This window comes from Paenibacillus sp. J23TS9, assembly GCF_018403225.1.
Classification (GTDB): Bacteria; Bacillota; Bacilli; order Paenibacillales; family Paenibacillaceae; genus Paenibacillus_AQ.
Genome location: NZ_BOSG01000002.1, coordinates 514644 through 531885 on the forward strand (window position 1 = coordinate 514644; position 17242 = coordinate 531885).

The following is a 17242-nucleotide window of genomic DNA, read 5'->3' on the forward strand; positions in this document are numbered from 1 at the left end:
TGCTAACCCTCCCCGCTGAAATCAGCTTGGTCATCCGTTAATAGCGGAATGACCATATTCCATGTATTTTGCGCTTCGCGAAAGCCGCCCGGTCCATCGGCTACGGCCGCAAACATATGTGTCGGTTGACCATCCTGAAACAGCAGAAACGGCCGTTCAAAGCTGCCCATGATTCGCTCTTGTCCGTCATCCCACAATACTTTTCGTGAATAAGCCTTTTGAGCATCTGCGAGCCGCCAATTCCTGCCGTTATCTGACACCGCCAATATACCGCCATGCTTCTCGCCGCATAGATGCCCTTCCATATCCTTGGCGATCATGGCATATCCATGGCCGCTTCGCCAAATAAACGGATCCTCGACATGTACTTCAGGCGGGAACAACGGCTGCTCGCTGACGACCCGGTACGGTCCTTCCGCTTCATCTGCCTCCGCCGCGCCAAGCGTCATTTTTCCGTACGTATGTCCTTCATATCTCCGTGCTTTATAGATTAGGAGCATCGAACCGTCGTCCCGGACACAAGGGGCAGGATTGGAGGTCAGATAGCTGTCGAACCTGCCGGGACGCACTGGCAAAATCGGGTCATCCATCCGCTTCCATGGTCCAAGAACACTGTCTGCCACCGCTAGGCCAACCCGTTTATTTGCCCTCGCGGCAATGACACGGCAATCCTCCATTTCAACCTCTTCTCCAGGCTCCGCTTCTGCAAAAGGATGGGTCGAGCCCATATAGTACAGCAGAAATTTATCGCCACTGCGGATAATATGCGGGTTATGTGTGCTGCGGCCATCCCAATACTCCGCTCCTCTGGCAGGTAATACCGTTTCCGCGTACGTGTACGGACCTTCCGGTGTATCCGATACCGCCCGCACAATCTCCGAACGAATTAACCAGCCCGGATGCATCGGCAGCCACTTAGGCCACCGGGAGGCGAACATGTGATAACGACCATCTTCTCCGCGCACGACCGACCCGCACCATATCCACCAGCCCTCCATCCGGAAACCACCGCCTACCGGAGCAGGCAGCATGCGATCCATCAACGACAAGGCCATTACAATCCCTCCTGCCCCTTCAATCCATAGCGATTGGCAGCACTTCCGTACAGCCACTCTGAAGCGCAGTATAGCGCTCCCTCCCGATCGATCCAGCCTTTGGACACCTGTTCATTTAGGAATCCGGACAGCAGCCGTTTCACAACATGGATTTTACCGTAAGTCCACTCGATGCAGCGGGCATCGGACACGATCAGCGAGCTTTTTAAAGGTGCCAAAGCCTCCAGTCTGTACTGCATGCTTTGGGTATACGTGCTTGCCCGGAAGTTGTACCACCACATGCCGCCCACATGCACATTGGGAAAATTCCATGCGGCCTGAACGACATCCAGGTTGTTCAGCTCCGAGGCAACGGCCAGTTCAAACGGAATGCTGTAGTGCTCGAATAATCCGTAGAGTCTGACCACCCGGAGCGAATCATTCACCGGTGCAGCAGAGGCTTTGCCCCATCTGCGCTCCACGCCCAGAAACAGCTGTAGAAACATACCGTGGCGTTCTAGTTCGGCACATACCTCATGCAGAAGCATAAACATGATTTCATCGGAACGGGTTTCCCTGTTTATACCGTACTGCTCATGCGCTGCCGCATCATAATTAGACAGCGTCGTCATGATGCCAAGGCAGCCCAGCTTATGGTATTCGTGAAGCTGCTTCCGGATATGGGCCTTGGCCTGTTCCAGTGCCTCTTCCCGATTCTCAGCCTGAGCAACCTCCTGCACCAGCTTCGGCAGCCAGCCGTCAATCCGCGGAAACAGCAGTGCGTCATGCGTCATGCCTTCGAATGCGGCATGGTCAGGGTGGTTGACCGCGAACCTGCGCACATGCAGCCGGTCTGCCACACTTTGCGCCCAGCCCAAATCGGCTTTGTTAGCCTTAATCCGTTCATCTGCTGCCCGAATCGATGCCAGGTCTGTTAGCTCAATACTGTATAAATCCTTAAGGATTGTCGTGAAAGCAATATTCATCATCGTATTCCGTGAAGACTGGTAAGCCTTAAGGAATGCCTCCATCCGCTTCTCCTCCGGCAAAGCCTCCGCCTCTGGCGGGTAGCCCGCGGTTTGGAGCTCGCGGTTCAGCCAGAAGTAATCCGCGATCTTCCAGAAATCCTCAGCGCATAGATGGTCTCCCACCAGATGAGTATGTGTATCGATAACGTCCAATGCCATGATGTCATCCAGCAAGGATGCATGCTTCATGCGGAATCCTCTCCTTCGTCGCCATAGTAGTCATGTATTTTCCGTTGATATCATCACTTTTTACTGAAATACCATTTCCACAAAAATCGGCGTACCGGCTTGCAGCAGCAGCTGCAATCTTCGTCCCGACTGTGCCTCGGTCACAGCATCCTCTGAAGCATCATCGACTATAACCCGATCGACCGTATCTGGCAGTGAGCAGCCCTCCGGCAGCTCAACGGCAACCTGCTGATCGGTAGTCAACGATTTCAGCCTGACATTCAGCATGCCCTTCTCCAGGTCCCAGTCCACATCTGCCTCGATGTTCCCGCAGGCCAGCATGCCATTCGCCCGCCCGCGGCTCCACCGGTCAGGCAACGCCGGAAGAATTCGCAGCAGCCCTGGCTCCGAGTACAGGAGCATCTCCTGCACAGCCGCAGTCCAGCCCATGTTCGCATCAATTTGAAAGGGAGCCCAGTCCATCGAAAGCCCAATCCCCATATTCCGCCAGTCATTATGAAGCGTATAGAAGTTGTTAATGACCGCCGAACGACTTAGCAAATCCAGACATTCCAGCGCAAGATTGCCTTCGCCCAAGCGAGCGTACAGATTCGCCATATGGGCAAGCGACCATCCGGTCTGTTCCTTAAGTCCGACTACCAGCCTCTTCTTTACGGCCGTGAGGAAGGCATCAAACAATGCCGGATCTTTATCTCTTCTAACTTCTTTTCCGGGAAACATCGGATAAAGATGCGATTGATGGCGGTGATGGTACTCATCCCCATATGCCGGATGCATCCATTCCCGGACGGCCCCGTCTTCATTGATCTGATAAGCCGGAATCCGGCCCAGCAGCTCTTTCCACACAGGGATTTCTTCCGGATACAGACCTTCGCCTTCGGCACCAGCCACCAAACGGCTCAGCACCTCCTTGGCAATGGCAAAATCCATGGTCGCATTTACGGTTGTTCCTTTGGGGCCGCCTGCTCCATTTCCAGGCCTGTTCTCCGGTGAATTGGACGGGCAGCTGATAAGCTGTCCATCCTCTCCTGTAATGAAGAAATCCTCATAAAACAACGCAACCTCTCTTAAAAAAGGCAATGCCCGGCTGCGTAAAAAATCTCGATCCTGCGTGTACAGGTAATAGTCGTAATAATGCTGTGCGATCCAGCCTGCTGCTCCAGTCCAATGAATGATATGCGGGGCAATGGTCTTTAGCAGACCCGAATCCGGAGCCGATGGAGCAGGAATGAAGATCCCGCGGCAGCCATAGAGATGCCTGGCATTAAGCCGGAAGTCATCCATGAGTCGTTCCATGTAATCAAATACGGGCAGGAGAAGTTCCGGCATCCGGCCGCTCATCGCCTGCCAGTAAATCATCTGAAGGTTCTCGTTAGCCATGTTAAAAGCCCAGAAGCCCCGGTACTCTCCGCACCACAAGCCGTACAAATGACAGGGACTGCCTCCTTCACGGGAGCTTGAGATCAGCAGATATCGTCCATAAGCCCACATCTTCTCCATCATGGCCAGCGGCGCCTCACCCTGGTAAGCCGCAAGCAGCAGCTCCTCATTGGAACGTCCACGCCCCTCTGCTCCCAGATCCAGCGACATCCGCCCGAACAATTCCCGGTGTTCGCCCACATGGGCCTCCAGAAGCTCGGCGTATCCGCGTTCCTCCGCAGCCAGCTCCGCCTTCAGCCGCTTCCATTCCTGCTCCCGGCTGCCGTGAACGAACATGCGCAGTAGTACAAGCACCTTTCCCGAGCCACCGATAACAGCTTCAGCTCCATCAGCCGTCACCATGCCGCCCTCAGGAATTAACCGGATCACGGCGCCAAAATCGCTTCCATTATCACTTTGAGCGGCGTACCACACAAAAGAACCATCGGATCCGGATTCCACCTCCGTGGGAAGCGGCGCCTCCGGCCGACCCGGCGGACGCCTCACATCGCTTGGGTCATGCAGTCCAAGTGATAGCCGCGCCTGCAGCGTTTCGCTGCCTTCCGCTCTGAGTTCCATCACAATCATGTCCTCGGGACGGGATGCGAACAGGGCCCGCTCGAAAGCGGCCCCCCTGTCCTTCCAGCGAACGGTAACTTCGCCAGTCTGCATATCAAGCTCACGGGAATAGTGCTTGAAGCCCTCATCCACGGCGGACATGATCGTGAGATCTCCCAGCGGAAGCGGAACAGCCATCACCGGATCATATCCTGTTCTGTGAAGCTCATCTACCAATATCGGCTCGGCCTGCGCTTCCTGACCTTCAAGCATCAGCCGTCGCAATTCAGGCAGTCGTCCACTGACATCCGGCAGGTCCGGCGTGCGGCTCTGCCACCACAAGTCGCCATGAGTCAGCATCACGGTCTCCCGGTGAACCCCTCCGTACACGGCAGCGCCAATCATGCCGCTGCCGGTCGGAAGAGCTTCACGCCATTTGGCGCCCCACCACGAGGATGGGGTTAGCAGCTTCAGCTTCCAGGGATGCTCCGTATTCATGCCTCATACACCTCTTTTCCCGTCTTCCTGATCATGCTGTTCATCTTACTTGTTACGGCTCGATTGGTTCAGGACACCGTCCTTGTTTTTAAAACGTTCGGTAGCTTCCTTGACGATATCATTACCGCCTTTTTGCTTGTATTCCTCAATGACTTTCGGCCAATCCGTGATCGGCTCCTTGCCATAAATCATTTTCACCATGTGGTCGATGATCAGCTTCGGCGCCTGATCGGGACGCTTGGATGCCAGATCCGGATTTTTGCTGAACGATTCCAGCTCAGGCACGAATCCGATTCCGCCAATACCTTCGTCGGCCAGCGTTTCGTCCAGCGCTTTCAGCACATCCTGTCCGCCAGGAAGCAGCTCGGTACGCTCGCGGTTAATCGTTGCGTCGCCAACCCATCTCAGCAGGGAGCGGAAGCCTTGTTCGTCATTGCCTGCCTTGTCTGTCGGGAACTTGTAATCGATCTTGCCGTCTTTCTCGGTATAATTTTCACCTTCGATGCCAAAGCTGAAGAATTTGGTCGCTTCAGGCGTCTGCATCCAGTCGAACAGCTTGATGATGCGAATGGCTTTTTCCTTGCTTACTTTGCTGTTGATATACAAAGAGGTATTGACCGAGCTGTACAATCCGTATCCCTTCAAGCCGTTTTCTCCTTCAGGAGACGAGATGATATCCACTTTCGCGTCCGGCACGGAGGCTTGGACTTTCGTGCGGAAATCAAGCAAGCTTGCAGCATTGGCTGTCCAGATCCCTGCATTTCCTGCCTCAATGTTCTCGGAATATTGAGGTGCCTGGATCGTTGCAAAATCCTTCTGAATCAAGCCCTCATCATACATGGTTTTGTATACTGTGAGCGCTTTTTCCATGTTCTCCGCATTGTAGAACTTCGGAACGACCTCGCCATCCTTCTCAGTAAACTGATAACCGAGCGCGTCGTAGGCTCCGAAGCCGATATCGGCATATTTGAAGTTTTCGCGGGCTTGGTACGGCGCAGGCACGCCCAGTTTCTTGAATGCACGCATGACGTTCAGGTAATCATCCATCGTTTTCGGAACCGGAAGCCCCGTTTTTTCGAGCAGGTCCGTACGAATATACGTAGCGCGGCGGGAAGGATTGCTTATCCACGTTGGTACGCCGTATATTTTTCCTTTATAGCTGACCTCGGCCCACGCTTCCTTCGGAACCGCTTTCATGATGTTCGGCGCGTATTCGTTCAGCAAGTCATCGAGCGGCATGAACACACCGGCTTCAATAGAGCCCGACATCGATTTATCTGTTGCGCCGCCGACATTCTGTACCACATCCGGGATATCTCCGCCCGCGTACATGACGGCCATTTTCGAGTCAAAATCCTTCAGCGGAATCATGCGCAAGTCCACATCCACATTGGCGCGCTTTTCGAATTCCTTCACCCATTTGTCGTTGTTGACATCCTTTGAGCTTTCCGCGTAAGCGTTTCCACTTGTTGTCGAGGAGATAGAGAATTTAAGCGGTTTTGATTCATCCGAGGCATCGGCCGCTTCCTTCTCGCTGCCGCCTCCGCATCCTGCAAGTCCTGCTGTAAGGAGCGTTGATGTCAAAATCAGGCTGATCCATTTCTTCATTAGACCTTTCCCCTTTCCATTATCGAAAGACACTCTGTACCTGTGCTTACCTCATGATAAAACGAAAATCCGGGAAGCACCCATGGGGCGGATTATGCTGGTGATGTGTTTTTTTAGGTTATAGCCCAAAAAAGCAAAGGATCCGCACCCATTATAAGATGGTAACCGGTCTTTCCTCTTCCGAAAAATGAAAAAACGGCAGGTTTCCCTACCGCCCATCATCTATTGTTATGTTATCCAGCCTGCCACGAATCTCCGCTGCCAGCGAAGCCCGGAGGTAGGAGTTCAGGTTTCGAGGAGGCTTCCGCAGCCCCCTTCGTATGATTATTCACCGCAGAGCGGGGCATCCGCATAATCATCTTGGTGCCTTGTTCCAGGCTGCTCTCCACCGTAAGACCATATTCCTCGCCAAATACGAGCTGAATGCGGCGGTGCACATTTGCCACACCGATGCCCCCCTTCAGTCGCCCCTCTTCTTCATCATCCGCGAGGCGGTTTTCACTGAGCTTGGCGCGCAGCTCCTCGAGCCGCTCATGCGTCATGCCGCAGCCGTTATCCTCGACGCTGACCCAAAAGCCATCCTCTTCTTCACCGGCATCAATGATAATAGTATGGTGATCCTCGACTCCATAGCGGAAAGCATGCTGAAACACATTTTCCACCAGAGGCTGGAGGGTAAGGCGAACCATTTTCCGCAGTAAAAGATCCGGGCTGACACGCATATCGATTTCAAATGTCCGGCCGATCCGGTGATTAATAATGACCATGAAGTACATGACATGTTTCAGCTCGTTCGCTACCGTTATTTCTTCAAGATTGGTCCGCACCGAGTAATGAAGCATGTAGGAAAGTGCTCCCACGATTTCGGAAATTTCATCCGAGTCCTGGATGACGGCATAACAGACGACCGTTTCCAGCGTGTTGTATAGAAAATGCGGGTTGATCTGCAGCTGCAGCGACTGAAATTCGGCCTTCTGCCTTTCGGCCTGCATCTCTCTGTTCTTCAGCTCGGACTGGTAGACGATGTCCACCAGCTCCGACAGCCGGTTCACCATCAGGTTATATCTGACAATCAGCTCGGTAATTTCGTCATGGCGCTTCGGCAGAGGAATGAACTCCCAATTCCCCTTTTCCGTCTGGCTCATCCCTTTCATCAGCGAACGAATCGGATTCGTGACCGATTTGCCGAAACGGTTGGCCAGAAACAGCGCGCAGAAAAAGGTGAGTGCCGCTACGATCCATATGAGCATGCGCGTCGTCTCCAGCGGCTTGACCAGCTGGCTGTTCGGAATGGACACGACCAGATTCCAGCCGGAGTAATCGGCCTTGCGGCTGATATAAGCCCGCTTGGAGCCTTCTGCAGAGCTGCGGAACATCGACGTGTCCGCCTGGGTCATTTCATCCGCGAGCTTTACCGATATCATCTTCCCGATCTTCGATGGATTGGTGTGATACTGGATCCGGCCTTTATCATCCACAATGAAAAAATAGCTGTCTTCGCCGAGATCGATGCCCTTCCAGAGCGTAGAAAGCTCCTCGGACTTCACTTCAATGCCGACAAAGCCTTTCATATCCGAGGAGCTAAGACCGCGAATACGGCGGATCAGCGTCAGCATCGGAGCCGCATTTTCCCCTTGGATGGTATGGTTGATAATCGTCAAGCGGCCGGATTCATCGGTATGCGACTTGAAATATTCAATCTGCTCCGCCGTATCCTTTGGCGAAAAGGAAGGCTCGGTTCCGCCATTAAAATAATAAAGCGCATTACCGTTATACCCGATGATGTACAGCGCGCTGATCTCCGGATTGCGGATCCAGACCGGATCCACGATGGAATCGCGGATGTCGGTCATATAGCGGTAGTTTTCGTATTCCTCACGGTCCGAGGGCAAATCGATGTATTTTTTGACGCTAAGATTGGAAAGCAGGGCCACCATCGAACGCTGATAGGAGGAAAGATACAAATTCGTATGATGGACTGCATTGTTCACGATCTGGGTCATCTGATTCTCCGTGCTTTGCTCCAGCTGCCTGGCCGATATTGTGTAGAAGGCTATACCCACCGCGGAAAGCGAGAGCAAAATGACAACCAGAAAGCTCATCAGCAGCTTGACCCGCAGGCGGATTCTCATCTTTCTCATTATTCGATGCCAAAAGACGAGCGATATTCGGAGGGCGACATGCCTACGAAATTTTTGAACGTCTTCGTAAAATGGGGATAATCCTCATACCCTACCTGCACTGCGATATCCGTAATGGTAAGGGCGGGAACCGCAAGCAGCTTGCGTGCCTCCTCGATCCGCTTCTTGATGCGGTAATGCACGAAGGTTTCGCCCGTCATTTTCTTGAACAAGGCGCTGAAGTAGGTCCGGGTGAGCCCCACCCTTTTCGCGACTTCCTCCAGTGTCACTTCTTCTGACAGATGCAGATCGATAAAAGCTTTCGCCTCCTCGATCGGGTCCTTGAATTTGCCCTTGCGGGTCTGCTGCAGCTGCGTAAAGATGTCTTCGAGCACGGCTCCGAAGGCTTCCAGCGCTTCCTTTTTGCTGATATCCGTACCATTTTTGTCCGCACGGATCTGCGGCTGCCACCCTCGCTGTACGAGCCTTCCCACAATCATGTTCATGCAGTCCACCAGCACCGATTTCATCCCGAGCACATGCAGCCCGCTGAACAGGCAGTTTTCCCTGCTTTCTTCAAGCAGCCGGTGCATATCGCTCTTTTGCAGCATCCAGATGCTTTCTTCCAGCTTCTCCGACCACTCCATGTATTTTTGCAGGGATACGATATTCTCGCTCATTCCCGCAATGATCTCACGCAGCGCGTTATGAATGTCCTGCTGGGTGACCGGCTTTAGCAAATAGCGCTTCACACCATAAGCAATGGCCCGCTGTGCATACTGAAAATCATTATATCCCGAAATGACTACGACCTGGACATGACCGAATTCCCGGTGAATCTGTTCGCACAGCTCCAGGCCGTCCATCCGCTTCATCCGTAGATCGGTCAGCACCAGATGCGGCTCCTCGCTGCGGATCATTTCAAGGGCGGATTCCCCATCATCGGCTGTATAGATCGCCGAAAACGACGCTGGATACCGCTGCACCATTTTCACTAATCCCTTTTGAATGACAGGTTCATCTTCCACAATCAGCACTCGCATGGATCATAACCTCTTTTCTCATCGGATTTGAGAAGCAAGCGGCAGCATGCTGCGTTTTGCCTGAAGAGCATCTTTTAGCGTCCCTCTTGCACCATGACACCCTCGTTTGCGTGATAGCGCTGCGTAGCCTCGCGAATGATGTCGTCCCCTCCGCGGCTTCTGTATTCCTGAATCACCTTCGGCCAATTTGAAATCGGCTCCTTTCCGTATATCATCCGCACAATGTGGTCCACGATAAAGGGCGGAGGCTGATTCGGATTGTTTGGAGCCAGCTCCGGATAGATGTTGAATGCTTCCAGATCCGGAATAAAAACAATATTGCCGCGGCCTTCCTTGGAAAGTGTCGAATCAATTGCTCCCAGCACATCCTTGCCGCCAGGAAGAAGCCTCGTTCTTTCGCGGTTGATCGTCAAATCATGGCTCAGCCACAGCAGCTCGCGAAAGCCTTGTTCGTCCTGCTCCTCTTTCGTTTGCGGAAACCGGTAGCTTATGGCGCCGCTGGTTACGGTATAGGTATCGCCGGGAATCCCGAAGGAAAAAAACCGCTCGGCTTCATCGCTGAGCATCCAGTTGAAAAATTGAATAATGCCGATCGCCTTTTCTTTGGAGACATGTTTATTGATGTAATAGGAATTGATGACCGAGCTGTACAGCCCATAGCCCTTTTTGCCGTCCGGACCGGCTGGTGACGGGACGATGTCAACCTTCGCTTCCGGAACCGAGTCGTTCACCTGGGCCCTAAAATCAAGCAGTCCGGCGGCATTCGCCGTCCAGACGCCTGCTTTGCCGCTGTAAATGTTCTGGGTGTATTCGCTCGAGCTCACCGTTGCAAAATCCTTCGCGATCAGGCCTTCCTCGAGCATCTTTTTATAAATTGAGATGGCTTCCTTCATGCGTTTCTCCTCAAAAAACTTCGGTACGACCTCGCCGTTTTTGAGTTCAAACTGGTACCCAAGCACGTCATAAGCCCCAAAAATGACATCCGCATATTTGAAGTTCTCGCGCATTTGGTACGGATTCTCCACGCCCAGCTTCTTGAAGGCGCGCAGCACGTTCAGGAATTCATCCACCGTTCTCGGAACCGGCAATCCCGTCTGCTTGAGAAGATCCGTGCGGATATACGTCCCGCGCCGTGAAGGATTGTCCAGCCAGGCCGGAATTCCATAAATTTCCCCCTGATAACTGGTTTCCTTCCAAGCCTCTTCCGGGATTCTTTCCAGCATATGCGGCGCATAGGTACGGATCAAGTCATCCAAGGGCATGAACAAGCCTGCTTCGACCGTTCCCGACATCGCTGCCGAGCTTGCTCCGCCCACGGTCTGGATCACATCCGGAAAATCATCTCCCGTCAGGAGCACCGGCAGGCGTTTGTCTACATCCTTCAGCGGGATCATCGTAATCCGAATATCTGTATTTGTCAGCGCTTCCAATTGTTTAACCCATTTATCCTCCTGGATATCGGGCACCTTGGCCACATAAGGGTTGGAGGCGGTGGTTAGCACAATGGAAAAAGACAAAGTCCCCGGGGAAGAGCCGCTGCCGGCTTTTTGTCCAGGGGAGTGTTCAGAGGTGCCCGGAGATAACGTGATTTCCGGAAAAGAACAGCCAGCGAGAGTCATCAACGTGGCCAACATCAGATAGAACCACTTTTTCATTGCCTCCCCCTCTTTTTCGTCCTGATGTTGAATTTTCGGACGTAATGGGCGCTATTCGATTTGGAACACCTCTATATTATCATATTTCGTCTATATGAAAACGGATTCATGTGCGTTTCATAAGTCTTATTCATTTTCCAACTTCTAGGTCTTGATTGAGCCTACCAGCATCCCTTTAATGAAGTATTTCTGCAGGAATGGATACACGATGATGATCGGCAGGACCGAGACGATGATGACGGCCATCTGCACGCCCGCAGGAGACACTTCATTAACTCCGTCTAACAGGCTTTCTGCCTGGCCGAGATCGTTGCTGAGCACGATTTCCCGCAGCCGGAGCTGGAGCGGATACAAGGTACGGCTGTTGATAAAATACAAGGCCGTGGAATACGAGTTCCAGTGGGATACGGCGTAAAAAAGTCCCATGGTCGCCATGACCGGTTTGGACAGCGGTAATATTACGCTCCACATCGTCCGCATCTCGCTGGCACCGTCGATTCTCGCGCTGTCGATTAGCTCGGCGGGCAGCGCCACGAAGAAGGACCGCATGATGAACAGATTATATGCGCTGATGGCTGACGGAATGACGAGCGCCCATAGCGTATCCAGCATGTGCAGGTTTTTAATGACCAGATAGTTCGGGATCAGCGGAGCCTGAAAAATCATCGTGATAAGGATGAAGATCAGGACGACCTTCCGCAGGGAATACTCCGGACGGGAAAGCGGGTAGGCCAGCGATGCCGTCATGATCAGGTTGATCGCCGTGCCGCCGACGGTAATGATGACGCTGATCAGGAACGCCCGCCAGATCGAAGTATCCGCCAAGATGACTTTATAGTTGACGAAAGTCCAGTCCACCGGAATCACTTTGACGAGACCTGCGTTGATCGCTTTACTGCTGCTGAACGATTTGGCAAGCACATGGAGCAGCGGAAATACCATGATGCAGCCGACGAGCGTCAAAAAAATTGTATTGAACCAGTCAAACCATCGTCCTTTGATGTTCATTTCGCCTTGCTCCTTTCTCTAGTAAAGTCCCTCTCCGCTTGTCTTCTTGCTCAGGGTGTTGCCGATCATGATGAGCATCAGGCCGACGAGCGATTTAAACAGGCCGATGGCGGTGGTGTAGCTGTACTGCTGGTCGATGAGGCCGACCCGGTAAATATACGTATCGAGGATGTCGCCTTTATGTTCGTTCAGCGAATTGACGAATACGAATACCCGTTCAAAGCCGAAATCCAGGAAGTTGCCGATATGCAGCAGGAACATGATCGTGATCGTCGGCAAAATTGCCGGAATGGTGATGGATAAAGTCTGTCTCCAGCGGTTGGCGCCATCCATGCGGGCCGCTTCGTACAGCTCCGGATTGACGCTCGCGAGCGCTGCCAGATATATGATCGTTCCCCAGCCGCTGTCTTTCCAGATGCCCGTACCGACCAGAATACTTCGGATATAGGAATCTTCGCCGAGAAAATAAATGGACTTGATGCCAATCGCGTTCAGCATCTGATTCACGATACCTGTCGTTGGAGACAGGATGCCGATCATGATACCGCCGATGATGACCCAAGAAAGAAAATGGGGCAAATAAACGATGGTTTGCAAAATCCGCTTAAAGAGCACCTTCCTCAGTTCATTGAGCAGCAGCGCCAGGATGATCGGCACCGGGAAAGCAATAAGGATGTCGTATAAGCCGATCAGTACGGTATTTTCCAGAATTCTCAGGAATTCCGTGTAGGTAAACATTCGTCTGAATTGGTCCAGTCCCACCCAGGGGCTGCCGGTAAAGCCTTTGAAAATGTTGTAGTCCTGAAATGCCATAACTGAACCCATAAGCGGCAAGTATTTGAAAATAATAAAATAAAGAATGCCTGGAATCGTAATGAAATAGAGCGCTTTGTATTTGCGGAAATTGCTTCTTTGCCTGCCGAGAGGCTTGCTTGTTTTCATGCTTGTCTGGTTTGCTGTGGGCGCCTGTCCTGACATCATCATCGCTCCTTCTGCTTTTGAACCGGATGAGCGGACCTTCCGTTCGCAGCCCGCCGATTCAGCTTCTTGTTCTGTAAAAGAAAGCGTTATCTTAAACGTTGATACTTTGATCCTCCGTCAGATACTATGCCTTCGAAACTATCTTACCGCTCCCTGGCAGCAGGCCGGAATGGAGATTTGTCGACTGGCCTGTGTTTTATTACGATTGCTTGCGAGTAACGCTATGAACAGGCTGCCCCGCTGGTTATCGTGATGCTTTTTCCTTGGATAACAGGAATTTGATATCGATATCCTCTGAACAAAGCCGGTGCGCCATTCTCTGCTTGTCTATGCGGCTGAGCTTTAATAACTCCGCAGCACAGCGGTACGGGTGACCATATGCAGCACTGTCCGCTTACCTGTGGATGGATCGTGACTTCAACAAGCGTCCCTTCCTTCCAGCTCATATCTACCGTATAGCCACCTCTGGCCCGCAGCCCCCGTACCTCGCCCGAACGCCACTGCGGCGGAAGTGCAGGCAGGAGCCGGATCTCGCCGGTATGCGATTGAAGCAGCATTTCCGCTGCACCGGCAGCACCGCCAAAGTTACCGTCAATTTGAAAAGGCGGGTGGCAGTCCAGCATATTCGGATATGTGGAGTGCGACAGCAGCTTAGCCAGGTGGCCGTGTGCTTCATTCCCCATCAGCAGCCGGGCATAGAAGTTGATGATCCAGGCACGGCTCCAGCCTGTATGTCCGCCGCCGGAAGAAAGTCTGCGCGCAAGCGTCGTTCTAGCGGCGTCCGCCAGCTCCGGGGTCTCAAAGGCATCGATGAGCTTGCCCGGATGCAGAGCGAACAGCTGCGAGATATGGCGGTGGCCGGGGTCGACTTCCTCATGATCGATCTGCCATTCCATAATTTGTCCACTCATGCCGATTTGCGGCTTCGGCATGCACTGGATCGCATGCTCAAGCTTATCGGTGAAGACAGCTTCCCTATCCGTCCCCATCGTCTTCACAGCTTCCAGGCAGGCCTCGAACAAGGTCAATGCGATCTGTGCATCCATGGAAGGTCCCATGCACAGACTGCCGCTGCTGCCGTCAGGCAGCAGAAATTTATTCTCGGGCGATACGGAAGGTCCGGTGACAAGCATGCCGTTCTCATCCATCGTCATATAATCAAGCAGGAACACGGCCGCCTCCTTCATCGCCGGATAGGCCCGCTTCTTCAGGAACTCCATGTCCAGTCCGTAACGGTAATGCTCCCACAGGTGCAGACTAAGCCAGGCGGCTCCCATCGGCCATACCGTGCAGGTCATGAGAATGCCCTCCGGACGTGTCTCCGCCCACAGATTCGTATTGTGATGGGCTACAAATCCCCGGCAGCCGTACATCTCCTGCGCGGTTATCCGTCCATTGGGTACCATTCGCTCAATCAGATCAAAGAGCGGTTCATGGCACTCCTCCAGCCCCAATACTTCCGCTGGCCAATAATTCATCTGCGTATTGATATTAATCGTATATTTCGACTCCCACGGCGGCGTGAAGCTGTGATTCCAGATCCCCTGCAGGTTGGCGGCCAAAGTGCCCGGCCGTGAACAGGAAAGCAGCAGATAACGGCCGTATTGCACATATATTGCCATCAACCCGGGGTCGTCGGATAAAACATGTTCACCGGCCTCCGGCTTGCCTGGATCCTGTAACGTTTCCTTCAGCCTGAGCAGCCTCTGATCCGTAGGAAGCTCCTCAAATGGATCACCATCCGGTGTGAGTGTCAGTTCAAAACGGTCAAACCTCTGCCGGTATTCCTTCACATGCCGTTTGAACAGCTCATCAAAGGTCATGGCCGCAGCCCGTTCCAGCTGGATCAAGCATGCCTCTTCCGGGTTCTTTTCCCGGAAACTCGTCTGCGCTGCGAGCAGGATCGTCACTGCGTCCGCTCCGTCCACGGACAGGAAATCCCCGATCGTCCGCATACTTCCTCCCTCATGGATCGCCCGGAATGCCGCGCTGAACCGGACGCCGTCCACGCCGCATTCACCGCCCATTACCATCGTGTTATCCAATCCCGGCCAGCTGCCGCAGTCGAAGGGACGCCGCATGAGATTGGCGGCAAAGGTTAGCGCGCCAGGCCGGTCGGCTGTCAGACGGACCACCAGGACACCGTCCGGTTCACTGACAAAATATTGTCTGCGGTAGTTCACGCCCCCCGCATGATAGCTGACGTTCACAACGGCGCGCTCCAGGTCCAGCTCCCGTTCATAATCCACCACAGGAAGGATATCCTCCATCGGCTTGAGCATCAGGTCGCCAAGCGGCTGATAAGGCTGCTCATACTTCGGTGAAGCCGTAAGAGCCATTCTGGCAAGATGCTCTGCTTCCGCCTGTCTGCCATCCTTCAGCAGGCTCCGGATTTCTTCCAGATAAGGCTGCGACTCAGGATTCGCCGCCCGTGACGGGCCGCCATACCACAGTGAGTCCTCATTGAGCCGGATGGTCTCAAGCCCTGTCGAACCATAGACCATTGCCCCGAGGCGACCATTACCGATAGGCAATGCCTCCTCCCATGCTGCAGCCGGGGTGGTGTACCACAGCCGCATAGGACGGCCATGACTGCCTGCTCCGCGTCTCATGAAGCTGCCGCTGCCATAACTCTCCTGATCCCTATCCTTCCCTTGCTCCGATCGTTCACCTGGTCCGCTCTGCCTCATCATCATCTTTATCTCCTTTTCATGCCCCGCCGCACGGATGCGAAGATCAGGCTTTATCGATTTCAAACACAATCGCCTTGATCGGCTCATTTCCATCATTAAGCAGGCCATGCTTCCACCAAGGCTTGTTAACGATCACATCTCCAGGACCAACTCTCGTGTCTCTCCCGTTCATCGTCATCAAGCCTGTGCCCTCCAGGATGATATAGATCTCTTCGTCATCACGATGCCCGTGATATCCAATCGAAGTGCCCGGAGGCAATACGGAATAATACAGGAATTTAAGAGGGGTCTCGAAATCCCCTTTGCCATACAGCCTCACACTCTCGACCAAGCCTTGACCTCCGTGGCTTGAAGAGGGTTTTAGCTCTGCCCGCAGAAAATTACGGATGTCTGCCGGCCCGTATCCCCAGCTCGCCGAGGTATCTACCTGCTGCCCTTGCTTCAGCGACAAGCGTGTATAATGGGCGAGTGCCTGATTTTTGAGATATTCCTTCGCGTCCGTCTCGCCGCGGCGTTTCTCCTCCAAGGCCTTCAGGAACTCCTGAACCGGTGTCTGAACCGCCACATCACTGAAATCACTCCATCGCTGCACGCCTTCCGGCGTCGTCAGCTCAATTTCCCCGTCTGAAAAGGTCAGACTGCCCTTCTCCCCTTCAATCCTCCAATCGCCCGGCCACTGTGTTTCGCGCCCCACACTATGCAGCGAACAGCGGAAGGAGGCCTGAATGCCTGCCTGCAAATCCATCACGATATGAAAGACATGGCGCTTCACGGCAAACAGTTTGCCTACTTCCCGCCCCGACAAATGGCGCAGCAGATCGAAATGGTGAATGATGACTTCCTCCAGCTCGTCATTCGGCTCCAGAGTCACACGCTGACGCTTGCGGAAAAATTCGCATTCCAGGGAGTACAGTGCTCCAACGGCTCCTTCATCGATCAGCTGTTTCAGCTTGCGCAGCGGCGCAAACGTACGGTAATTTTCCGCGATCATAAATGGAATGCGTTCTTCCTCAGCCCGTTTGACGATCTCCACGGACTTCTCGTAGTTTTCGGCAATCGGCTTCTCGCAGAGCACCGGCAGTTTATAATCAAAGGCCAAGTGATTAATCGCGCTATGCGCATGGCGCGGCGTAACGTTAATCACAAAATCCGGCTGCTCCTGCTCGATCGCCTCCCTGGCATCGGTATAAAAAGGAACTCCGTCTGCCTGAAGCTGCTCACGTCTGCTCTCATTCGTATCTGAAACAGCCAGCTCCAAATCACCGTTCAAACTCCGCAGTCTCCGGTACCAGCCGCTTCCCGCCTCACCCATTCCCACTAAAAGCGCTTTCATAAAAAACCCTCCTGTTCCATTTCCGTATTTTAAGCTTTCCTTCATGCTACTACCGGCTGGGCAAAGCCTCCATTG

General features: G+C 53.3%; 11 protein-coding genes. All 11 read right to left on the minus strand.

The window, feature by feature from the left end:
* Positions 1 to 2: 2 nt before the first annotated feature.
* Positions 3 to 1055 carry a glycoside hydrolase family protein gene (locus tag KJS65_RS17835; RefSeq protein WP_213651220.1) on the minus strand — a complete coding sequence of 351 codons (1053 nt, stop codon included), beginning with the start codon at positions 1053 to 1055 and terminating at the stop codon, positions 3 to 5.
* The gene (locus KJS65_RS17840; protein WP_213651221.1) at positions 1055 to 2251 is read right to left on the minus strand and encodes a glucuronate isomerase; all 1197 of its coding nucleotides are present in this window, start codon (positions 2249 to 2251) and stop codon (positions 1055 to 1057) included. The genes KJS65_RS17835 and KJS65_RS17840 overlap by 1 nt, the downstream gene beginning before the upstream one ends.
* Before the next feature lie 60 nt (positions 2252 to 2311).
* Entirely contained in the window at positions 2312 to 4726 is a 2415-nt protein-coding gene (locus KJS65_RS17845) for a glycosyl hydrolase family 95 catalytic domain-containing protein (protein WP_213651222.1), read from the minus strand.
* Positions 4727 to 4771: 45 nt separating this feature from the next.
* Positions 4772 to 6334: an extracellular solute-binding protein gene (locus tag KJS65_RS17850; RefSeq protein ID WP_213651223.1), complete on the minus strand. Its 1563-nt coding sequence runs from the start codon at positions 6332 to 6334 to the stop codon at positions 4772 to 4774.
* A 233-nt stretch (positions 6335 to 6567) separates the two neighbouring features.
* Entirely contained in the window at positions 6568 to 8466 is a 1899-nt protein-coding gene (locus tag KJS65_RS17855; protein ID WP_213651224.1) for a cache domain-containing sensor histidine kinase, read from the minus strand.
* A gap of 8 nt (positions 8467 to 8474) precedes the next feature.
* The gene (locus KJS65_RS17860; RefSeq protein WP_213651225.1) at positions 8475 to 9497 is read right to left on the minus strand and encodes a response regulator transcription factor; all 1023 of its coding nucleotides are present in this window, start codon (positions 9495 to 9497) and stop codon (positions 8475 to 8477) included.
* A 74-nt stretch (positions 9498 to 9571) separates the two neighbouring features.
* Positions 9572 to 11152, minus strand: a complete 1581-nt coding sequence (locus tag KJS65_RS17865) for an extracellular solute-binding protein (RefSeq protein WP_213651226.1) — start codon at positions 11150 to 11152, stop codon at positions 9572 to 9574.
* 144 nt (positions 11153 to 11296) lie between these two features.
* Positions 11297 to 12160: a carbohydrate ABC transporter permease gene (locus KJS65_RS17870; RefSeq protein ID WP_136607791.1), complete on the minus strand. Its 864-nt coding sequence runs from the start codon at positions 12158 to 12160 to the stop codon at positions 11297 to 11299.
* Between the two features lie 18 nt (positions 12161 to 12178).
* Complete coding sequence (locus KJS65_RS17875; RefSeq protein WP_244864638.1) at positions 12179 to 13102, minus strand: ABC transporter permease; 924 nt, start codon at positions 13100 to 13102, stop codon at positions 12179 to 12181.
* A gap of 260 nt (positions 13103 to 13362) precedes the next feature.
* Entirely contained in the window at positions 13363 to 15837 is a 2475-nt protein-coding gene (locus KJS65_RS17880) for a glycoside hydrolase family 95 protein (protein WP_244864613.1), read from the minus strand.
* Positions 15838 to 15877: 40 nt separating this feature from the next.
* Positions 15878 to 17167, minus strand: coding sequence for a cupin domain-containing protein (locus KJS65_RS17885; RefSeq protein WP_213651227.1), 1290 nt, complete (start codon positions 17165 to 17167; stop codon positions 15878 to 15880).
* Between the last annotated feature and the right edge of the window lie 75 nt (positions 17168 to 17242).

Coding starts and splice junctions, on each gene's coding strand:
- KJS65_RS17835 (WP_213651220.1), bottom strand. CDS start 1,055: ATGGCCTTGTCGTTGATGGATCGCATGCTGCCTGCTCCGGTAGGCGGT.
- KJS65_RS17840 (WP_213651221.1), bottom strand. CDS start 2,251: ATGAAGCATGCATCCTTGCTGGATGACATCATGGCATTGGACGTTATC.
- KJS65_RS17845 (WP_213651222.1), bottom strand. CDS start 4,726: ATGAATACGGAGCATCCCTGGAAGCTGAAGCTGCTAACCCCATCCTCG.
- KJS65_RS17850 (WP_213651223.1), bottom strand. CDS start 6,334: ATGAAGAAATGGATCAGCCTGATTTTGACATCAACGCTCCTTACAGCA.
- KJS65_RS17855 (WP_213651224.1), bottom strand. CDS start 8,466: ATGAGAATCCGCCTGCGGGTCAAGCTGCTGATGAGCTTTCTGGTTGTC.
- KJS65_RS17860 (WP_213651225.1), bottom strand. CDS start 9,497: ATGCGAGTGCTGATTGTGGAAGATGAACCTGTCATTCAAAAGGGATTA.
- KJS65_RS17865 (WP_213651226.1), bottom strand. CDS start 11,152: ATGAAAAAGTGGTTCTATCTGATGTTGGCCACGTTGATGACTCTCGCT.
- KJS65_RS17870 (WP_136607791.1), bottom strand. CDS start 12,160: ATGAACATCAAAGGACGATGGTTTGACTGGTTCAATACAATTTTTTTG.
- KJS65_RS17875 (WP_244864638.1), bottom strand. CDS start 13,102: ATGAAAACAAGCAAGCCTCTCGGCAGGCAAAGAAGCAATTTCCGCAAA.
- KJS65_RS17880 (WP_244864613.1), bottom strand. CDS start 15,837: ATGATGATGAGGCAGAGCGGACCAGGTGAACGATCGGAGCAAGGGAAG.
- KJS65_RS17885 (WP_213651227.1), bottom strand. CDS start 17,167: ATGAAAGCGCTTTTAGTGGGAATGGGTGAGGCGGGAAGCGGCTGGTAC.